Source organism: Ruminococcus sp. RTP21198st1_G1_RTP21198_201120, assembly GCF_040924265.1.
Taxonomy (GTDB): Bacteria; Bacillota; Clostridia; order Oscillospirales; family Ruminococcaceae; genus Hominimerdicola; species Hominimerdicola aceti.
In genome coordinates this window covers 1-18,738 of sequence record NZ_JBCOMH010000007.1, presented here as the reverse complement: position 1 = coordinate 18,738, position 18,738 = coordinate 1, and the positions used below count along the sequence as shown (strand labels likewise).

Here is an 18,738-nt window from a genome sequence, read left to right as displayed (position 1 = left end):
AATGGCAGAATTGAAGAAGAAAGCTACAAGAGAAAGCTACGGCGAGGCTCTTGCAGAGCTTGGCGATAAGTACGATAACCTCTATGTTTTTGACGCAGACCTTGCTGCTGCAACAAAAACAGGTATATTCAAGAAGAAATTCCCTGACAGATTTTTTGACTGCGGTATCTCTGAGTCAAATATGATGGGCGTTGCAGCAGGTATGGCAGCAACAGGCAAGATACCATTTGCTTCTACATTTGCAATGTTCGCCGCAGGCAGAGCATTTGAGCAGGTTAGAAACTCTATCGGTTATCCTCACCTCAACGTGAAGATAGGTGCAACACACGCAGGTATCTCTGTAGGCGAAGACGGTGCAACACATCAGTGCAACGAGGATATCGCTCTTATGAGAACTATCCCTGGCATGGTGGTAATAAACCCTGCCGACGACGTTGAAGCAAAGGCTGCCGTTGAAGCCGCTATCCTCCATGAAGGTCCGGTTTATCTCCGTTTCGGCAGACTTGCCACACCTGTTTTTAACGACCCTGAAACATATAAGTTCGAGCTTGGCAAGGGCGTTAAGCTCCGTGACGGCAAGGATATAGCTATCGTTGCAACAGGTCTTATGGTTTATGAGGCTATCGAGGCTGCAAAAACACTGGCAGCTGAGGGTATCGAAGCAACAGTTATCAATATCCACACTATCAAGCCAATCGACGAGGATATCATCGTTGAAGCCGCAAAGAACACAGGACTTCTTCTCACAGTTGAGGAGCATAGCGTTATCGGCGGACTTGGCTCAGCCGTTGCAGACGTTCTTGCAGCAAGACACCCTGCAAAGCTTGTTAAGATCGGCGTTAATGACGAGTTCGGTCACTCAGGTTCGGCAGTTGATCTTCTTAAAGAATATGGCCTCTGCGCAGACAATATCGTTGCAAAGGCAAGAGATGCTGTTAAGGCAAAGTAATAAAAACACCAAACGGACGGATATCTTCCGTCCGTTTTTTTGTACACAAAAAAAGACACGCTTATGATCTCGTAAACGTGTCTTTTCTTATGCTTTTACAGTGCCTGCATGAGTGTCGATAATGTTGTTTATACATATGTAAAGATAAGGCTTAAGCTCGCCAATGTCCACAGGCTCGTTGTAAAGTATGGACGAGTAGCAGGTTGAGCTTACAAGCTCAACTATCATGAATATCATGACCTCAGGCTGAACAATATCATAAGGAGCGTCAGCAAGCATAGCGTCATAAATGTTGCGGAAGTCGATGTCATCGTCCTTTATAGGCGACGTAAGAGCGTGCTTGAAAACGCCCCAGCTAAGATTCTTTGCAATAAAAGTCAAAAGCGACTTGTTCTCGTTTAGCTGGTTGATGATGTTGTCAACAATAAAAATAATTCGTTCGTTAAATGTAAGCTTCTTGCCGCTCGCATTTAATGCCTCGATAGCGTTTCTGAAAAGCTGTGACGACTTGTGAGAAACAAGCTTGTTCCTTATGTCATATTTGTCCTTGAAATAAAGATAAAACGTCCCTTTCGCCACACCAGCGTTGTTCACGATGTCTGAAATAGAGGTCTTGCTCACTCCCTTGGTGGTAAAAAGACTAAAAGCCGTGTTAAGCAGAGAGTCCTCCTTTACCTTTTTATTGGTATCAAGCTTGCCCATTTTAACACGTCCTTCCTTATTATAATATATACAATTTGTATGCCACACATACACAGGTTTACTGTGGTTGACCTTAAATCTATTATAATACAAAACCGACTCAAAGTCAACGGAGCAAAATGACCAATAGTCACTTGTGACCGTTGGTCATTTTGTGCAACTCTACAAAAAGAATGACTAATGGTCATTTTACTATTGACTGTTGGTCATTTTTGATGTATACTATGAGATGTAATAAGACCGAAAGGTCAAAAACTATGTGAAGGGAATGACATTTGATGCAGAAATTTGGCAGAGGAGTTGTAAAGCTCCGAGTACCGATACTCATAGTCAGCGTTCTGTTGCTGATACCGTCAATATTCGGTTTTCTCAGCACAAGAATAAACTATGATATTCTTTCATACCTCCCGTCAGACATTGAAACCATGAAAGGTCAGGATATAATGCTTGACGAGTTCGGCAAGGGTGGCTTTTCGCTGGTAATGCTTGACGGCATGGAGGATAAGGACGTTGAAAAGGTCAAGGAGAAGATCGAAAAGGTAGACCACGTTTGCGATGTTCTCTGGTATGACACCCTGGCAGACGTTTCACTTCCAAAGGAAGTTCTTCCTGATGATATTTACGATTTCTTCAATACAGATAACTCCACAATGATGGCTGTCTTTTTTGACGAGGCGACCTCCGCTGACGGCTCACTTGAAGCTGTCAAGGAGATAAGAAGCATCGCCGGTGAACAGTGTTTCGTAAGCGGTATGTCGTCAGTCGTTGAGGATATCAAGGATCTGACAATGCAGGAAGCTCCGATGTATGTTGTTATCGCAGTAATACTTACAAGTATCATACTTGCACTTACAATGGATTCGTTCCTTATCCCACTGTTCTTTATGCTCAGCGTGGGCATGGCGATAGTCTATAACATGGGAACGAACTTCATACAAGGCGAGATATCGTTCATCACCGAAGCTCTTGCAGCCGTGCTTCAGCTTGCGGTAACGATAGACTACTCGATCTTCCTGTGGCACAGCTACAAAGAGGAGAAAGAAAAGCACCCTGGTGACAACAAAGAGGCAATGGCAGTGGCCATCGGCAAAACTATCACCTCAGTTGTTTCAAGCTCCATAACAACAGTTGCAGGTTTCCTTGCACTTTGCTTCATGAGCTACGAGCTTGGCATGGACATGGGTATCGTAATGGCAAAGGGCGTTGTTATTGGCGTTATCTGCTGCATAACAGTTCTCCCGTCAATGATACTTGTCTTCGATAAGGCACTTGAAAAAACAATGCACAAAGACCTTGTTCCAAGCCTTGAAAAGCCTTCAAAGTTCATTATCAAGCATCATGCAGCATTTATCGTACTCTTTATAGTTGTACTTATCCCTGCCATATATGGTCAGATAAACACCAATGTCTACTATAACCTGACAGATACTCTTCCAAAGGATCTCAACAGTGTTATCGCAAACACAAAGCTAGATGAGGAATACAACATGGCAACGACCCATATGCTCCTGGTTGACGCTGATATGAAGCCAAAGGAAGTAAACTCTATGCTCGACGAAATGGGCAAGGTTGATGGTGTAAGCTTCTCAATGTCACTGGATACTCTTATCGGTCCGTCTATCCCTCGTGAGATAGTTCCTGAGTCAGTAACAAAAATACTCAAGAGCGATAAATGGCAGCTTATGCTAATAGGTTCTGAATATAAGGTAGCTTCTGATGAAGAGAATGCCCAGATAGATGAGCTTAGCAAGATACTTAAATCCTACGATAAGGACGGAATGCTTATCGGTGAGGCGGCGGCAACAAAAGACCTTATCGACATAACAGATCATGACTTCAAGGTAGTAAATATAGTTTCTATCGCCGCTATCTTCATCATCATTCTTATTGCACTGCGTTCAGTTTCACTGCCTATCATTCTGGTAGCCGTTATCGAATTTGCTATCACAGTAAACATGGGTGTTCCGTGCTTTACAAATACAACGATACCGTTCATAGCGTCTGTAGTAATCGGTACTATCCAGCTTGGTGCAACAGTTGACTATGCTATCCTTATGACAACAAGATATAAGACCGAGCGTAACGCAGGCAAAGACAAACATGAAGCTGTCACTATCGCACTCAGCACTTCAATGAAGTCTATCATGGTCAGCGCACTTGGCTTCTTCGCTTCAACATTCGGCGTTGGCGTATATTCAAGCGTAGATATGATCTCACAGCTTTGTACGCTCATGTCAAGAGGTGCAATAATCAGTATGATAACTGTTATCTGCATACTTCCTTCAATGCTTATGCTGTTCGATAAGGTAATAATCAATACAACAATGGGCATGAAGAAAAAAGAAAATAAGCTTTATAAGCTTCCTGAAATAAACTAATTCGTAAAGGAGATATAGTTATGAAAAAGTATTCAAGAGTTCTTGCAGGCATACTTGCCGTACTTCTTTCCGCAGGCTGCACAGGTCTTTATGCAGCAGCTCAGTCAGACAGCTCTTCCGCTGCCGACAGCACTGCCTCAACAACAAAGAGCGAATCAGATAAAAAAGATACAAAAGATACAAAGAAAGCTGATAAGTCTGACAGTGATACAGAAAAGCAGGCTAAGGAAGAAACAGTTTATGTTATCACTGACGCTTCCGGCAACAAGACAAAAACAGTCGTTTCCAACTGGCTGAAAAATCCACAGGGCGTAAAGAAGCTGGAGGACGTTTCCGACCTGACAGATATCGAGAATGTTAAAACAGACGAGGGCTTTACAGCCAATGGTGATAAGCTCACATGGGATACCGAGGGCGGAGATATCTACTATAAGGGCTATACCGATAAGGCACTCCCGGTTGATGTAAAGGTAACATATACCCTTGACGGCAAGGAGATAAAGCCTGAGGACCTCGCAGGCAAGAGCGGTAAGCTTACAGTAAGATATGACTATACGAACAACGATAAGAAAACTGTCAAGATAAACGGCAAGAAAACAGATATCTATGTTCCATACCTTATGGCAACAACAGCTATCCTTGATACTAACGTTTATTCAAACGTTGAAGTAACAAATGGCAAGCTCATTTCAGACGGAAGCAGACAGATACTTATAGGCGTTGCAATGCCTGGCCTTACAAAGAGCCTTGATCTTCAGGATAACGAAGATATCGAGATACCGGAGTATGTTGAGTTCACAGCAGACGTAAAGGACTTCGAGTCAACAACTGCTCTCACAGTCGCAACATCTGACATCTTCTCAAAGCTTGACCTTAGCGATATTGGTGATGCTGACGATCTTCAGGATAAGCTTGATGAGCTTTCTGATGCTACAGACGAGCTTGTAGACGGTACAGCAGAGCTTTACGCAGGCATCAAGAAGCTGTCCGATTCCTCAGGAACACTTATCACAGGTATCGACAAGCTTTATTCAGGCTCTAAGTCACTTGACGATGGTGCAAAGACACTTAACAGCGGTGCAACAAAGCTTCGTGACGGAGCAAAGACCCTTGATTCTTCAACAGGTGAGCTTATGAGAGGTATCTCCACAGCTCATAGTGGTTCAACAGCCCTCCTCGGTGGTTTTGATCAGGTAAACAGTGGTATGTCAACCTTGAAGAATGGCTCATCATCACTTTCAAGCGGACTTTCACAGGTATCCTCAGGCGCAAAGCAGGTAAATAACGGTGCTGCAAGCCTTGCCGCAGGCACAAATAAGCTTGTTACAGGTGTAGGCGACCTCCAGACAGGCTCTAAAAACCTTGCCGCAGGCACAAAGCAGACCTATGACGGTTCAACTGCACTGAAAAAAGGCGTTGCAACACTTAATGCAGGCGTTTCCACACTCTATGAAAAGGTGCAGTCACTTCCTGCAAGCGTTGAACTTCTTTCAAATGGCATAACAAAGGTAGATAACGCACTTACACAGTCTATCGCATATGACCAGCAGGTACTCGCAGGACTTGAGCAGCTTCTCGGCAATTACGAAGAAGGCTCAGCAGAGTATACGAGCATAAGCAATATGATAGCAGCCGTAAATGGCTCTATCCAGTATCAGCAGGGCGCACAGAGCGGCCTTGGCGATGTTTCAACAGGTGTCGGCACAATGGCTACCGAGGGCAAACAGCTTGTTGACGGCGTAACTCAGATATACAATGGTCTTAACGATAAGAAGAAAGGTCTTGTCGCAGGCGTTGATAATTTGAATACAGGACTTAAAACAGTAAACGAGGGTGCTTCTGCACTTAAAACCGGTATCGGCACACTTGCTAAGTCCAGCAAGGATCTTAACAATGGTGCAGCTACACTCTCCGCAGGCACAAAGAACCTCTCCGCAGGAGTTAACTCAGCACAGGCAGGCGCAAGCAAGCTTGATAAGGGCGTTGACAGCCTGAACTCAGGCGTATCAAAGCTTTCAAACGGTGCAAAAACTCTTGACAGCGGTCTTGGTCAGCTTGACAACGGCAGCAAGCAGCTAAAAGACGGTACTGCAACACTCTATTCATCACTTGTAGAGCTTGCACAGGGTACAACAACACTTTCAAGCGGCAGTGCAGAGCTGTTCAGCGGTATCGGTCAGCTCAAAGACGGCAGCTCACAGCTTTCATCTGGTGTTAAGAAGCTTGAAAGCGGTGCAAAGACCCTTAAAGACGGCATGGCTAAGTATAAGGACGAGGGCATCGGCAAGCTCCTTGACATCTACAACAACGACCTCAAGGGACTTATCGACAGACTTGACGCTCTCAAGACAGCAGCCGAGGATTCAACAACATTCTCAGGTGCAGCCGATGGCGTTGAAAGCTCAGTTAAGTATATTTACGAAACTGCGGCTATTGAAAAAGCAGACGAGTAATTTTTACTTCCCACACATAGCAAAGACCCCCTTGGACAGAAATGTCCGAGGGGGTCTTTGTATTTATAAACGTATTATCTGTACAAAAAAACGGACGGAATCTCTCCGTCCGTTTTATATATCCTACTGTCTTAGATAGACGCCGTTTTCTTCGATGTAGTCCTCCATGTCCTGCTTGTATTCAAGATCAAGAGAATCTTTAGGAAGTGCCTTGAGTGCTTTCTGACCAATGTCTTTTCTGAAATGCTCTCCCTCAAACTTTATCTTGGAAACAGCTTTGTAAGACTTGTCTAGTGCGCCCTGAAGCGTGTAAGCATTGCAGGTAACACCCAGAACACGTCCGCCGTTTGTGTAGAATTTGCCGTCCTCGTACTTAGTGCCTGCATGATAAATAAACGCTCCGTCTACCTGACCCTTGTCGTCCATACCGAACATCTCGATACCCTTTTTGTATTTAACAGGATATCCTCCGCTGGCCATAACAACGCAAGTGCAGTAACCCGACTTCCAGCCGATCTTGACATCAGCCAGCCTGTGTTCATAAATAGCCTCAAATATCTCGCAAAGATCACCCTCCAGCATAGGAAGAACGACCTGCGTTTCAGGGTCGCCGAAACGGCAGTTGTATTCAATTACCTTTGGACCATTAGGGGTGAGCATAAGTCCGAAATACAAACAGCCCTCAAAAGTCCTGCCCTCAGCATTCATTGCATTTATAGTCGGCAGGAAGATCTTCTCCATGCACTCCTTGGCAATGTCATCAGTGTAGTAAGGGTTAGGTGCAACAGTACCCATTCCGCCTGTGTTCAGACCCTTGTCGCCGTCCAACGCTCTCTTGTGATCCATTGAAGAGATCATAGGAACAACAGTCTTGCCGTCAGTGAATGAAAGCACAGAAACCTCCGGACCTGTGAGATATTCCTCCACAACGATAGTGGAACTGCTCTCACCGAACTGCTTGTCATCTATCATGGAGTGTATAGCCTCCACAGCCTCTTTCTCACTCTCCGCCAAAATAACGCCCTTGCCAAGTGCAAGTCCGTCAGCTTTTATAACAGCAGGGTATGTGTTCTGTTCCTTGACATATTTTATAGCGTCCTCACTGTTTGTGAACACCTCGTATTTGGCTGTAGGAATATTGTATTTCTTCATAAGATCCTTAGAAAAGACCTTTGAACCCTCGATTATAGCCGCATTTTTCTTAGGACCAAAGGTCTTAAAACCCTCAGCCTGCAAAGCGTCTACCATTCCAAGTACAAGCGGATCGTCAGGTGCAACAGCCACCATGTCTACTTTAAGCTTCTTTGCCAGAGCCACAACGCCCTCGATATCCGTTGCCGCAACATCAAAACATTCTGCATAGCGTGAAATGCCACCGTTTCCGGGTGTGCAGTAAAGCTTTCCTACCTTAGGGGACTCCGCAAGCTTCATAACGATAGCGTGTTCACGTCCGCCTCCGCCAACAACTAATATGTCCATTTTCAGACCTCCTCAGTGTGTTTTTCCAATTATAACAATACCGCACACCTATGCTGTGCGGTATCGTCATTTATTTACTTCGTATATTATTACTTAAGCTCAAAGCTGTCAAGAACTGTCTTGAACTCGTCAGAAAGCTTGCTGTAAGCGTTCTCGCTTGCACCATATGTTATAACAACAAGGTTGCCGTTGTCAGAAGTGATTATCTGATTGAGCAGTACCTTCTGTGAGCCGATCTCGCCTGTTACGTCAACAATGTAAGCGTCCTTGCCAGCAAACTTATCTTCCTTGTCGTTTGTAACAGTGTAGCCGTCCATGGAATTATATGTTTGCTTGATCTGGTCAGCATAATCACTTGCTGTAAGACCATTGAGCAGATCGTTTGACATTGAGATAACGTTGATAGAAGCAGACTCAAGCTCGGCATCATCGCCTGCGTCAGCGTATGTGAACATTACGTCAACACCAGCGGACTCCTGCATTGCCCACTTCTTTGAGTCGATCTTGAAAGTATACAGATCGCTTGTGTAAACGTCATTCTCATATGTGCCTTTAGCCTCGTCGCCAGTGCTTGTTGTGTCGTCAGCAGAAGTTGTTGTGTCAGCAACTGACTCCTCAGGTGCAGCAGTTGTAGTTGTTGTGTCAGCCTTAGACTCGACAGCAGGTGCGGCTGTAGTTGTAGTAGTTGTTGTTTTAGCCTCCGCCTTTGACTCGTTCTCAGAATCATTTGACTCTGAGCAGCCTGTAACTGCGAATACCATTGACAGTGCCATGAGTGATGCAAGTAACTTTTTCATAATAAATTTCTCCTTTTTTTCTTGACCTTTATTGTTTTGCATTAATGCACAAAAATTAGTGATGGAACAATCTTATTCCAGTGAATGCCATTGCCATGTTGTACTTGTTGCAAGTCATGATAACATGATCGTCCCTGATAGATCCGCCTGGCTCGGCAATGTAAGCCACACCGCTCTTTTTAGCCCTCTCGATGTTGTCGCCGAATGGGAAGAAAGCGTCAGAACCAAGGCAAACGCCTGTGTTCTTTGCAAGCCATTCCTTCTTTTCAGCCTCAGTGAGCACCTCAGGCTTTACCTTGAATGTGTTCTGCCATACGCCCTCAGCCAGTACATCATCATGCTCGTCAGAAATGTAAACGTCGATAGCGTTATCTCTGTCAGGACGTCTTATGTTGTCAACGAACTGAAGTCCAAGAACCTTTGGGTGCTGTCTGAGCCACCAGATGTCAGCCTTGTTTCCTGCCAGTCTTGTGCAGTGTATTCTTGACTGCTGACCTGCACCGATACCGATAGCCTGACCGTCCTTTACATAGCAAACGCTGTTAGACTGTGTGTATTTAAGTGTGATAAGTGAGATAACAAGATCAGTTTTCTTGTCCTCAGGGATCTCCTTGTTGTCTGTCACGATATTTGTGAGCATATCGTTGTCTATTTTCAGCTCGTTTCGACCCTGTTCAAAAGTTACGCCGAAAACCTGCTTTCTCTCAATAGGTGCAGGAATATAGTTCTCATCTATCTTGATGATGTTGTATGTACCCTTTCTCTTTGACTTGAGTATCTCAAGAGCCTCGTCAGTGTAGCCCGGTGCAATGATACCGTCAGAAACCTCTCTCTGAATCATCTTTGCAGTGCAAGCGTCACACTCGTCAGAAAGTGCGATAAAATCGCCGTATGATGACATTCTGTCAGCACCTCTTGCTCTCGCATAAGCGCTTGCAAGTGGAGTAAGCTCGCCCAGATCGTCAACAAAATATATCTTCTTTTCGACCTCGCTCAAAGGCTTGCCGATAGCAGCGCCCGCAGGTGAAACGTGCTTGAAAGAAGTTGCCGCACACATACCTGTTGCCTTTTTAAGCTCTCTTACCAACTGCCAGCCGTTGAATGCGTCAAGCAGATTGATGTAACCGGGCTTGCCGTTGAGTACCTCGATAGGGAGATCCTTGCCATCCTCCATAAATACTCTTGACGGCTTCTGATTAGGGTTGCAGCCGTATTTCAAAAGCATTTCATTTGCCATAATTTTTACCTCCTGTTTATATGAATAAGCCTTAGTTCATTGCAAATATTGCCACTCCTGCCATTACTGCCACAAGCAGTACCGCAGCGAATGAGATATAGAAAAGCAGTATGAGCTTGCCCTTGCTTTTCTCCTTAACGTCCCACTTCTTCGAGGGGATACTAGGTCTTGTCACACCCATTATTATCGGCATGATGAGCAGATATCCAAGCATACCGAGTATAAGGTTTATGCTCGGCGTATCGTCCATATTCTTCATGAGCAGAAAAATAGGTATCACAATAAGAATGTGCGCCAGCACCATGAATACTCGCCATATCCTGCGCTGTTTTATCTTTTTGTCCCTTATGCCGTTGAGTTCTTCCTCAGAAGCTTTTCTCTTTAGAAATTCTTCCTGCCTGAGCCTTACTTCTTCAAGCTTCGCCTCATCAACTATCTTGACCGTCCTGGTGCCGTCGTCAATGTAGTTCTGAGTGCCGCAGTAAGGGCAGTAGACGATCTTCTTATCGTCCTCTATCGTTATTTCACCGCCGCAGTTTTTGCACTGAAGTGCGATAAGTTCCAACTTGCTCCCCCCTGACTATTTGATGAAACGTAAGTAAAGCTTGCCCACTCCGAAGAATATCGCAGTGAACGTGATGTAGAAAAGCACCGCAGTTTTTATCCTGCCCATGCCCCCAGCGTTCCTCGGTTTAATAAGCGCCATTATCACAGGCAGAGCCACCCATAAGCATATGGAAGCGATTATTGCAAATACAGACTGATACATCACCGCACCGCTGAATACAAGCGTGAATATAACGTGCAAAACGATGCAAGCTATTATCCACCCCTGCTTCTGTGAAGCGTTCTTGTATCTGCCGCTCGCCTCCTCGTCACGAAGCTTCTGGTCAAAGTCTGATACCTCTTTATTGAGCTTTATCTCTTTGAGCCTTGCTTCGTCAATGACGTTTATTATCCTGTTTCCGTCATCGAGCAGTATCTGCGATCCGCAGTATTTGCAGAACGTCTTTTTCTGTCCCTCGTGAACTTCAAGCTCGCCGCCGCATTTGGGACATTTTAATGCAACTAACTCCATTTTTTCTATACTCCTGCTTCGCTTTAGGGATATTACTTGCTGTACTTATTTATAACCTTAGAAACAGCCTTGCCGCTTGCGATATCAATGTATCTAACAAACAGCGAAACCTTGTTGTCCTCGTTGAGAGCCTCCCAAAGCTTGCCCGTGAACTCTTCGATATCATTTGGTATCTCTACCTTCTTAGGCTCGCCCTCAAAGCTTGGCAGAGGATTTCCGTCACCCATGTAAGTGTGGATAAAATGACCCACGCCGTCAAGAGGGTCAGTGTATGTATAAGTAAATCTCTCACAGCAATCAGGATCTCCGTCAGCAGATTTGAGTATGCTCATAGCATAATTATATGCGCCGTTCTCAACGTGCATGATACCTGAAATACGAGGAGTGTAGTTTGGAGCGTCGTCCTCATACTGTCTCGTCCTCAGTGACTGCTCAAAAGTCTGCTGCTTGTCCATAAGCTCGTAGATAGTGTCCGTCTGATCGCCGTTTGTAACGATAGTCTTGTTTCCAAGCACACGAACAGGGGAGTATATAATAAGGTGTGGGTCAGAAAGCTTGCTAGGGTCAGCAGCTTCTGTCTTTATGCCGTCCTCAGTTTCCGTGAAAACTCTGTTTCTGGAATTAACACTTCTGCCCATGATAAAATAAGCCGTTACCGCACTCTTTCCGTCAGCAGACTTGCCTATAACTATTCCTCTGCCCGGATATGAGTTGCTTTTAAGCTCGTCATAAATATTAAGGGTCTTCATATCTTGTCCTCCATAATTTTTCTCAGTCTTTAAGGTCAACGTAAGCCTTGCCGTCCTTAATGCTTATCCTGTCCTCGCAGAACAGCGAAACCGCCTTAGGCAAAAGCTTCCATTCAACGTTTTCCATTATCTTCTTCTGTAAACTTTCAGGCGTTTCGTCATTTGCAACATCTACAGCACCCTGCAAAATTATCGCTCCGGCGTCAGCCTTTTCGTTTACAAAATGTATAGTCGCACCCGATACCTTTACGCCGTATTCAAGAGCCTTTTCATGAACTCTAAGTCCGTAAAAGCCCTCACCGCAGAATGACGGTATAAGCGCAGGGTGAACGTTTATTATCCTGTAAGGATAAGCCTTTGTGACGCACTCGTCAAGAATGACCATAAATCCGGCCAGCACCACAAGGTCAGCACCTTGTCTGTTAAGCTCAGCCAGAATAGCCTCGCTGTAACTCTTGCTGTCAGCATATTCCTTTCTCGGAATAACGACAGTGCTGATACCTGCATTTTTCGCCCTCTCCAGAGCATAAGCACCCTCCTTCGAGGATATAACGCAGGTTATCTTGCCGTTTTTTATAATGCCGCTTTTTTCAGCGTCAATAAGCGCCTGTAAGTTTGTTCCGCCGCCCGAAACAAGCACGCATATCTTCTTCATATCTCTTTACCCTTAGCAGATGATAACGCCCATGTCAGAGTCAACAAGCTCGCCCAGAACGTAAGCTTCTTCGCCTGCCGCCTTGATAGCTTCGATAGCCTTGTCAGCGTCAGCCTTGTCAACAACAACTGTCATACCAACGCCCATGTTGAATGTGTTGAACATATCTCTCTCAGGAATGTTTCCTGTCTTTGCGATAACGTCGAAAATAGGAAGCACCTGAACGTCGCTTCTTGCTATCTTAACAGAAAGACCGCTTGGAAGTGAACGTGGAATGTTCTCATAGAATCCGCCGCCTGTGATGTGAGATATAGCCTTTACCTTAACAGAATCAAGCAGGCTCATAACAGCCTTTACATATATCTTTGTAGGTGTGAGAAGTGTCTCGCCAAGTGTCTTGCCAAGCTCGTCATAGTGAACAGAAAGAGTCTTTTCGTCAACGCTGAATACCTTTCTTACCAGTGAGAAGCCGTTTGAGTGTACACCGCTTGACTTGATAGCTATCATAACGTCCCCGGCCTTCTGAGTGCTTGGGTCAAGTATCTTGTCCTTGTCAACAACGCCAACAGAGAAGCCTGCAAGGTCATATTCGTCAACAGGGTAGAAACCAGGCATCTCAGCCGTTTCGCCACCGATAAGCGCACAGCCTGACTGTACACAGCCCTCTGCTACGCCAGAAACTATCTGAGCTATCTTCTCAGGATAGTTCTTGCCAACAGCGATGTAGTCAAGGAAAAACTGTGGCTTTGCACCGCAGCAGATAATGTCGTTTACGCACATTGCCACGCAGTCGATACCAACTGTGTCATGCTTGTCCATAAGAAAAGCTATCTTGAGCTTTGTGCCAACGCCGTCTGTGCCTGAAACGAGAACAGGCTTTGTGATACCTGTCATGTCAAGCTCAAACAGACCGCCGAAGCCGCCGATGCCGCTGAGAACACCGCTCGTCATGGTCCTTGCAACGTGCTGCTTCATAAGCTCAACTGCCTTGTAGCCTGCCGTTACGTCAACGCCTGCTTCCTTGTAGCTGTTTGAAAAACTGTTTGTATTCATGATAAAATATCCTTTCAGTTATTTACTTCTTTTCCGATATCTTCGATTCAAATTTGTCCTTAGGCATATCCTTAGGAACTTCGATAGGGTATTTCTCTGTAAAGCAGCCTACGCAGAAATCACACTTTGAATTTCCCGCAAGCTTTTTAACGCTTTCAACACTGAGATATCCCAAGCTGTCTGCACCGATATATTCGCATATTTCTTCATTGGTCATCTTGCAGGCGATAAGATTTTCCTTGCTGTCTATATCCGTTCCGAAATAGCATGGTGCAATGAATGCAGGGGAGGAGATACGAACGTGAACTTCCTTTGCACCTGCGTCCCTCAGCAGCTTGACTATACGTCCCGAAGTCGTTCCTCTGACGATACTGTCGTCTATCATAACGACCCTCTTGCCCTTAACAGTGCTTGAAATAGCGTTGAGCTTTATCTTGACGGAGTTCGTCCTCTCTGTTTGGCTAGGCTGAATGAACGTCCTGCCTATGTATCTGTTCTTGATAAATCCAATGCCGTATGGTATGCCGCTTTCCTGAGAAAATCCCAGCGCAGCGTCAAGTCCCGAGTCAGGCACGCCTATGACGATATCAGCGTCAACAGGGTGTTCTCTCCAAAGATATTTTCCTGCCCTGAGCCTTGCCATGTGAACGCTCGATCCCTCGATAACAGAGTCAGGTCTAGCAAAATATACATATTCAAATACGCATATAGTACCCTTTTTACCACAGTGAGTCGTGATAGAGTTCACACCGTTTTTGTCAATAACTATCATTTCACCTGGTTTAAGATCTCTTATGTATTCAGCGCCGATGCTGTCAAAAGCACAGGTCTCCGACGCTACCACATAGCCGTCGTCTATCTTTCCGAGGCAAAGGGGTCTGAAGCCGTCAGGATCTCTCGCCGCAATAAGCTTTGTCGGCGACATAACGAGCAGCGAATACGCACCCTTTATCCTGTACATAGCCTTTTCAAGAGCCGCCTGTATAGACGGTGCTCTAAGACGTTCCTCGGTTATGGCGTATGATATGACCTCAGTATCATTTGTGCTGTGGAATATCATGCCCTTGTTTTCATATTGCTCTCTAAGTTCTCTTGCGTTAGTAAGATTGCCGTTGTGAGCGATAGCCATAGGACCTTTTATGTGACGAACAACAAGCGGCTGAGCGTTTGAAGCATTGCAGTTGCCTGTAGTCGAATATCTCACATGACCTATAGCAATATTGCCCTTGCCGAGCCGTTCGAGAGTTTCCTTGTCAAAAACCTGATTGACAAGACCCACGTCCTTGTGATAGCTGAACACGCCGTCGTCGTTTACAACGATACCGCAGCTTTCCTGACCTCTGTGCTGTAAAGCGTAAAGAGATACATAAGTCTGAGCCGCAACATCGCTTGTCTTGTTAGTATAAATGCCGAAAACGCCGCATTCTTCATGGATACCTGTTACCAATTAAATCATTCCCTTCCGTTCCAGCAGTAGGTGCAAAGCTCACAGCTTGGCAGACCCACAGCCTTTACAGTGCCTTCAAGCGACTGGAATTCAACAGAGGTAAGCTTAAGTCTTCTGCATATCTCGTCCCTGAGGAGCTTGCCACGCTCAGTGCTTGAATCGCTGTATTCTTCAATGTATTTAACTCCCTCGATACCCTCGTTCTCATCAATGATCTGTCTTGCGATAAGTTCAAGCTCCGAGGTGCTGCGTGAAAAGTTTAGATACTTGCAGCCATACATGATAGGAGGACAGGCTGATCTCATGTGGACTTCCTTTGCACCGTTCTCATAAAGAAACTCAACAGTTTCCCTCATCTGAGTTCCTCTGACGATACTGTCGTCAACGAACAGAAGCTTCTTGCCCTCGATAAGTTCGTGAACAGGTATAAGCTTCATCTTCGCAACTCTGTTTCTCATAGACTGGCTTGTTGGCATAAAGCTTCTAGGCCATGTAGGAGTGTATTTGATGAACGGTCTTGCAAAAGGTATGCCGCTTTTGTTTGCATATCCTATAGCGTGAGGAACGCCCGAATCAGGTATTCCGCAAACGAAATCAACGTCAGGGAGCCTGCCGTTTTTCATATCGTTCTCTGCCATTATCTCACCGTTGCGTGTTCGCATAAGTTCAACGTTCACGCCCTCATAGCAAGCGGTAGGGTAGCCGTAATAAGTCCAAAGGAAAGTGCAGATCTTTTTCTTGTCTGTACCTTCGCTGAGGATATTGTAGCCGTCCTTGGTTATCTCAGTTATCTCTCCCGCCTTTAGTTCATGACAGGTGGAGTATCCAAGCTTCTGATATGCAAATGATTCAAAAGAAAAGCAATATCCGTCAGAACGCTGTCCTATTATAATAGGAAGCCGTCCGTCCTTATCTCTGGCAACGATCATCGACTTGTCTGTCATTATTGCAAGTGACATCGTGCCTTCTATCTTGTCCTGTGCGTATCTTATGCCGTCAACAAAGCTGTCCTTCTGTGCGATCAGCGCACCGATAAGCCCTGCGGAATTGATAGAGCCGCTGCTCATTGTTTCAAAGTTTGCGCAGCCCTTTTCAAGCAGTTCGTCAGCCAGTTTAGCGGCATTTTGTATTACACCGATAGAGCACACTGCGTAAAGTCCTAACTTCGAGCGTACCATTATCGGCTGAGGATCTGTGTCGCTTATGCAGCCGATACAGATGTTTCCTCTCATTTTGTCAACGTCTTTTTCAAATTTAGTACGAAATGGTGAGTTTTCAATGCTGTGAATATTTCTCTGAAAGCCAAGCTCAGGGGAGAATGAAGTCATTCCGCCCCGCCTTGTGCCTAAGTGTGAATGATAGTCGGTCCCGAAGAAAACGTCCTGAATACAGTCATTAGCTGAAACAGCTCCGAAAAAACCGCCCATAGATATTATTCTCCCATTACTCTCTTTATCATCTCATGGTAAGCCTCTTCAACGCCGCCCATGTCTCTTCTGAATCTGTCCTTGTCGAGCTTCTCATGTGTCTTAGAATCCCAGAAACGGCAAGTATCAGGTGAGATCTCGTCAGCAAGAAGTATCTTTCCGTGGAATCTGCCGAACTCGATCTTGAAGTCGATAAGGTCAATGCCGATGTTCTTGAAGAAGCCAAGCATGAACTCATTTACCTTGAAAGCATACTTTGTGATATCCTCGATCTCTTCCTCAGTAGCAAGACCAAGACCAAGAGCATAATACTTGTTGATGAATGGGTCGCCAAGCTCGTCGCACTTGTAGCTGAACTCAAGTGTAGGCTGCTTGAGCTTTGTGCCTTCCTCGATACCGAGCTTCTTTGAGAAGCTTCCTGCTGCAACGTTTCTTACGATAACTTCCAGCGGAACGATCTCGACCTTCTTAACGATAGTCTCTCTGTCAGAGATCTCCTCAACAAGATGAGTAGGGATACCCTCTTTTTCAAGAAGCTTGAACATATAGTTTGTCATTTTGTTATTGATAGCACCCTTGCCAACGATAGTGCCTTTCTTCTCGCCGTTGAAAGCAGTAGCGTCGTCCTTGTAGTCAACGATAACAAGATCAGGATCGTTAGTAGCGAATACTTTCTTAGCCTTGCCCTCATAGAGCTGTTCTGTCTTTACGATGTTTTCCATAGATTTATTCCTCCATAAAATTATTTACATTATTTATATGATATACCGAAAACATATCCACTGCCGTTTCAATATGTAGGAGCGAACATCGTTCGCCCGCCGACAGCAAAACTTCCCCAATATATCAAATATAACATACAGCCGAGCTATATGTCTGTATCAAAAATCAAAGTGCAGCGAGCTTGTCCTGCAAAGCCTTGTCCTTAGCCACAACGCCGTCTATCATGTCTTTCTTAGCCTTTTCAAGCTTTTCAGCCAGTCCCTCATCAGAAAGAGCCAGCATCTGGATAGCAAGGATAGCAGCATTTTTAGCACCGTCCACAGCTACCGTAGCAACAGGGATACCGCTTGGCATCTGAACAGTGGCGAGCAGAGCGTCCATGCCGTCGAAATTAGCACCCTTGCAAGGGATACCGATAACAGGCAGAGTTGTGTGACCTGCAATAACGCCGGCGAGATGAGCAGCCATACCTGCGGCACAGATGATAACGCCGAATCCGTTATCCTTAGCCTTGTCAGCGAAATCGCTTGCAAGAGCAGGAGTTCTGTGAGCAGACATAACATGACATTCATAAGGAACGCCGTAAGCCTTGAGTTCCGCAACAGCCTTGCTGACAACAGGAAAATCGCTGTCAGAGCCCATTATAACCGCAACTTTTTTCATTCTTTCATACCTCCGAGTAAAACAAAAAATTACAAATAAAAAAACTGCAACAATAGTGTTGCAGTTTAGTCAGTGCATAATTACATTGTGTGAGTGCAGAAAATTAAGGCGGGACGCAGTTATACTCAATGATCCGCCGATAAATGAATATGTAATTGGTGAAAAACAGCACATTTCAGCCATATATCTCTCCTGAATACATACAAAAATACTGCACAATATCGTCAGACAGCAGGGCATAGACCGAGCCGTCTGTGTAAGGTCATTTTACCGTTTTTTCTCCATAACAGCGTACAAAGCCTTACAATAATATTGTACAATATTTATAGATAAATTTCAACACATATTTATATAAAATTTATATCAATTAATCTTTGATTTATTGTGAAATTTGTCTACATTAACTTTTTGTTCAGAAAATACTTGTATCAGTGATCTGACCGTTTGACAAGCTGTTGACGAGACCACGCATTTCCTCTTTGGAGCGAATACAGTGTGCCGAGTCGATTATCTGCTGTCTTTGAAGCGGATCCAGCTTAGCAAAGTAAGCATATGCCGCAGGCACCTGAGCAAGAGCCATAGACAGCCCCAGCGGTAATTCCTGCCCGTGAGCAAAAGAGTTGTTTTTCATTTTTATCACCTCCGCATATATTATTTCCCGGGCAATAAAAAATTAAACCCTTACGATCTTATATGTGATACTGCATAATTTATCGCATCGTAATTTGTACAAACAAATGATTTATATTTTAATTTGACAACATTTCTGCAATTGTTGCATTTTTTATGCAACAAAAGTGGCGATTTTCGGGATAAGTATAAGGATATTATCCCAAATCGAATATCCTGCAAGGTAGCAGTGTATGAGGACACATTTTGTCAACGTGAGTTAGGTGAACACGATGAGAGGTTCTGATCGCACAGAAAAGCACTTCCTGCACCTTGTTT

The 18,738-nt window shown here is 44.8% G+C and carries 17 protein-coding genes; 3 read left to right on the top strand and 14 right to left on the bottom strand.

Annotation, left to right across the window (positions count from 1 at the left end):
• Position 1 precedes the first annotated feature (1 nt).
• Positions 2-949, top strand: coding sequence for a transketolase family protein (locus tag AB5627_RS05795; RefSeq protein ID WP_368369729.1), 948 nt, complete (start codon positions 2-4; stop codon positions 947-949).
• A gap of 87 nt (positions 950-1,036) precedes the next feature.
• Here AB5627_RS05795 and AB5627_RS05790 read toward each other — a convergent pair whose 3' ends face one another.
• A complete protein-coding gene (locus AB5627_RS05790; RefSeq protein WP_022287359.1) occupies positions 1,037-1,651 on the bottom strand; it encodes a TetR/AcrR family transcriptional regulator in 615 nt (204 codons plus the stop codon).
• Between the two features lie 278 nt (positions 1,652-1,929).
• On the opposite strand from AB5627_RS05790, the gene AB5627_RS05785 reads away from it, so the two are divergent.
• Both AB5627_RS05785 and AB5627_RS05780 read left to right on the top strand, forming a co-directional pair.
• Positions 1,930-4,029 (top strand): RND family transporter, encoded by a 2,100-nt coding sequence (locus AB5627_RS05785; protein ID WP_022287358.1) that lies wholly within the window; start codon positions 1,930-1,932, stop codon positions 4,027-4,029.
• A 20-nt stretch (positions 4,030-4,049) separates the two neighbouring features.
• Positions 4,050-6,482: a hypothetical protein gene (locus tag AB5627_RS05780; RefSeq protein WP_022287357.1), complete on the top strand. Its 2,433-nt coding sequence runs from the start codon at positions 4,050-4,052 to the stop codon at positions 6,480-6,482.
• A gap of 123 nt (positions 6,483-6,605) precedes the next feature.
• Here AB5627_RS05780 and purD read toward each other — a convergent pair whose 3' ends face one another.
• The 13 genes from purD to AB5627_RS05715 all read right to left on the bottom strand — a co-directional run bounded on the left by purD (position 6,606) and on the right by AB5627_RS05715 (position 18,421).
• Positions 6,606-7,961, bottom strand: coding sequence for a phosphoribosylamine--glycine ligase (gene purD, locus AB5627_RS05775; RefSeq protein WP_337399021.1), 1,356 nt, complete (start codon positions 7,959-7,961; stop codon positions 6,606-6,608).
• Between the two features lie 89 nt (positions 7,962-8,050).
• Positions 8,051-8,758: a PsbP-related protein gene (locus AB5627_RS05770; RefSeq protein ID WP_195551178.1), complete on the bottom strand. Its 708-nt coding sequence runs from the start codon at positions 8,756-8,758 to the stop codon at positions 8,051-8,053.
• Positions 8,759-8,813: 55 nt separating this feature from the next.
• A complete protein-coding gene (locus AB5627_RS05765) occupies positions 8,814-9,995 on the bottom strand; it encodes a phosphoribosylaminoimidazolecarboxamide formyltransferase (protein ID WP_041337193.1) in 1,182 nt (393 codons plus the stop codon).
• 31 nt (positions 9,996-10,026) lie between these two features.
• Positions 10,027-10,560: a hypothetical protein gene (locus AB5627_RS05760; protein ID WP_041337194.1), complete on the bottom strand. Its 534-nt coding sequence runs from the start codon at positions 10,558-10,560 to the stop codon at positions 10,027-10,029.
• Between the two features lie 15 nt (positions 10,561-10,575).
• Positions 10,576-11,073 (bottom strand): zinc ribbon domain protein, encoded by a 498-nt coding sequence (locus AB5627_RS05755; RefSeq protein ID WP_022287352.1) that lies wholly within the window; start codon positions 11,071-11,073, stop codon positions 10,576-10,578.
• 32 nt (positions 11,074-11,105) lie between these two features.
• Entirely contained in the window at positions 11,106-11,822 is a 717-nt protein-coding gene (locus AB5627_RS05750) for an IMP cyclohydrolase (RefSeq protein WP_022287351.1), read from the bottom strand.
• 22 nt (positions 11,823-11,844) lie between these two features.
• The gene (gene purN / locus AB5627_RS05745) at positions 11,845-12,477 is read right to left on the bottom strand and encodes a phosphoribosylglycinamide formyltransferase (protein ID WP_022287350.1); all 633 of its coding nucleotides are present in this window, start codon (positions 12,475-12,477) and stop codon (positions 11,845-11,847) included.
• Positions 12,478-12,489: 12 nt separating this feature from the next.
• Positions 12,490-13,530, bottom strand: a complete 1,041-nt coding sequence (gene purM, locus AB5627_RS05740; RefSeq protein WP_022287349.1) for a phosphoribosylformylglycinamidine cyclo-ligase — start codon at positions 13,528-13,530, stop codon at positions 12,490-12,492.
• 22 nt (positions 13,531-13,552) lie between these two features.
• Positions 13,553-14,977, bottom strand: coding sequence for an amidophosphoribosyltransferase (gene purF / locus AB5627_RS05735; protein WP_022287348.1), 1,425 nt, complete (start codon positions 14,975-14,977; stop codon positions 13,553-13,555).
• Positions 14,978-14,982: 5 nt separating this feature from the next.
• On the bottom strand, positions 14,983-16,404 hold the full coding sequence (locus AB5627_RS05730; protein WP_022287347.1) for an amidophosphoribosyltransferase: 1,422 nt from the start codon (positions 16,402-16,404) through the stop codon (positions 14,983-14,985).
• A gap of 5 nt (positions 16,405-16,409) precedes the next feature.
• Positions 16,410-17,126, bottom strand: a complete 717-nt coding sequence (gene purC / locus AB5627_RS05725; RefSeq protein WP_022287346.1) for a phosphoribosylaminoimidazolesuccinocarboxamide synthase — start codon at positions 17,124-17,126, stop codon at positions 16,410-16,412.
• Between the two features lie 166 nt (positions 17,127-17,292).
• A complete protein-coding gene (purE, locus tag AB5627_RS05720) occupies positions 17,293-17,790 on the bottom strand; it encodes a 5-(carboxyamino)imidazole ribonucleotide mutase (RefSeq protein ID WP_178182195.1) in 498 nt (165 codons plus the stop codon).
• Between the two features lie 412 nt (positions 17,791-18,202).
• Positions 18,203-18,421 carry a YdeI/OmpD-associated family protein gene (locus tag AB5627_RS05715; RefSeq protein ID WP_022288720.1) on the bottom strand — a complete coding sequence of 73 codons (219 nt, stop codon included), beginning with the start codon at positions 18,419-18,421 and terminating at the stop codon, positions 18,203-18,205.
• Positions 18,422-18,738: the final 317 nt, after the last annotated feature.